This window comes from Arthrobacter sp. JSM 101049, assembly GCF_041679245.1.
GTDB lineage: Bacteria > Actinomycetota > Actinomycetes > Actinomycetales > Micrococcaceae > Arthrobacter_H.
Genome location: NZ_JBGFFC010000016.1, coordinates 1 through 2,314, shown reverse-complemented (window position 1 = coordinate 2,314; position 2,314 = coordinate 1). Strand labels below are relative to the sequence as shown.

Annotated in this window: 1 protein-coding gene; it reads left to right on the top strand. The window is 69.5% G+C overall.

What is annotated here, in order from left to right; translation table 11 throughout:
* Positions 1-109: 109 nt before the first annotated feature.
* The gene (locus tag AB8M85_RS17455) at positions 110-2,290 is read left to right on the top strand and encodes a DUF222 domain-containing protein (RefSeq protein ID WP_372700106.1); all 2,181 of its coding nucleotides are present in this window, start codon (positions 110-112) and stop codon (positions 2,288-2,290) included.
* The last annotated feature ends 24 nt before the right edge of the window (positions 2,291-2,314 follow it).

Below are 2,314 nucleotides of genomic sequence, written 5' to 3'. Positions count from 1 at the left end.
CCCGGACGCGCGCGGCTTCTTTCCCCTCACAGGTTCGATTCCCATCGGTCCTGTCCACCGGCCAACCCGGGACGGCCAAAGTGTCGGTGGCAGGTGGAAGAGTGGGGTCATGGAAGAAGTTCCGGAGCTGGTCGAGGTCGCTGGGTGGGGACTCACCCGCGCTGCCGGGGCCTCCGTGTCGGGGTCGGCACGCCTGAAGGCCGCCGAAGCACTGGCACGGTTCGCCGAGGCCGAGAAATTCCGTGCCGCAGCCATGCTCCACGACGAGGCCCAGCACGCCGTGGACCCCCGCCTGGAAGCACTGGAGAACCGGCGCGGCATGCAGATCTCGATGCGCACCGGACGGATCATGTCCTACGCGGCGACACAGAGCGCGGTCATGGAGATCGCACTCGTCCAGGGCCTCTCCCAAGGCCAGGCGCACCGGGTGCTGGAACAGGCCGAAACACTGGTCATGGACACCCCGGAAGTCCTCGAATCCATGGCCCTGGGACGGATCGGGACCAGCCACGTCCAAAGGATCCTCGAACACACCCAACACATCATCCCGGACCCGCTCCCATTGCCCCGGAAGGAAGCCGACGAGGCCACGAAGGAAGAATGGGAACGCGAGGTCGCCCAGCGTGCAGCCAAGGCCCGGGCCGATCGACGTGACTTCGGGGCGGACATGCTCGCCCTGGCCCCGGGAAAATCCCCCTCCCAACTCCGCGCCCGCGGCCGCCAGGTACTGGAGAAGTACTACGGCCACACCTTCACCAAACGCTCCCGAACGGCCCTGCGGGACCGCCGGATCACCCTGGAGGAGGCAAGGGACGGGATGACCTGGTTCTCGGGCTACCTGCCCACGGCCAGTTGCCAGGCGATCTTCTCGAAGATCGATGCCATGGCCCGCCTGCTCAAATCCGACCCGGACTCGGCCGCTGCCGTCTCGCGCGCCGCCGCCCAAGAACGCGGGGAAACCATGGCCGACCCGGAACCGGACCCCGCCGAAACCCGCACCATGGACCAGCTGCGCGCCGACGTCTTCACCGACATGGTCCCCAACGGGCCACGCGGCCAGGGACTGGAAGCCGTCAACGCCGAGGTCTACGTGGCCATCCCTGCCACCATGCTCCCCGGGACACCGGGCGGACCGACCAGCACCGACCACACGCCCTCGGACGGCACCGGCCCAGGCAGCGCCAGCGCCGACCACACTGCGGCGAAGCCCCCGACCGGCACCGTCGCCGTGGCAACCGCCGAACTGCCTCCCGGGGCACCGGTCCCCACACTGCTCGGCGGCGGCCCGATCGACCAGGACTCCGCGGCGCGGCTGATGAACGCCGCCAAGACCTGGTGGCGGCTGGTCACCGACCCGATCACCGGTGCCGTCGTCACCTTCGGCCAGAAACGCTACCGCCCCACAGCGGCCCAGCGGGCGGCCCTGCAATTCCGCGACGGCGGCTGCACCACCCCGGGCTGCACCGGCCCCGCCAGGCACTGCGAGGCCGACCATACCAACGAGTGGCAGGATGGCGGCGGAACAGACATCGCCAACATTCAACTACGGTGCCGACGCTGCCACCGAATGAAGTCCCTGGGCCTGATCGAGGTCGAGCAGCGCGCCGGCGGCACGGTGCTGGTCACCAGCCTCTTCGGCACCCGGAAGACGTCCTACCCGGCTGCCCCCTGGGCCGTCGCCGACCCGGGGAAGGCCACCGCGGCCGCGCCATCAGCCGGCTCCGAGCCGCCACCGCCCGACCCCGATGCCGCCATCCCATCCGTGGAACCCACCTGCTACCTGCCACCCCGCCCCGCCGACGGCACATCAACGGACGACTTCGACGACGACGATGATCCCGGGATGACCGAGGCCGAATACGACGCGTGGACGGCGCAGATGCTCCGCGAGGCGGATCCGCAAGCCGCCGATCACCTGGCCGAACGGGCGGCAGCGGACACCGGCACGGACGACTTCCCCGAGGACGAGCAGCACAGCGAGGATCCCGCAACCGAGCCCCCACCACGGCCCTATGATCCCCTTGACGAGAAGCCCGAATGCGGGCACTACCAGCAGATGCAGGCCCGTGAATGGGGCAAGATCCAGGACGTGCCGGACTCCTCGGTCGAGAACCCCGACCACGGCCGCTACGCCCGCAGCAGGAACGGGAAGGCAACCCGCAAGCGCCGCCTGAAGCGGAACGCCGGCGAATACGGTCCCCGGCGCATCGAACGTCCCGGTGAACACGAGTACCCCTTCGGCACCGAACCCGACGCCCCACCGGAACCACCAGCAGAACCACCCTTCTAACACCGGACCCAGCAGCACCACCGG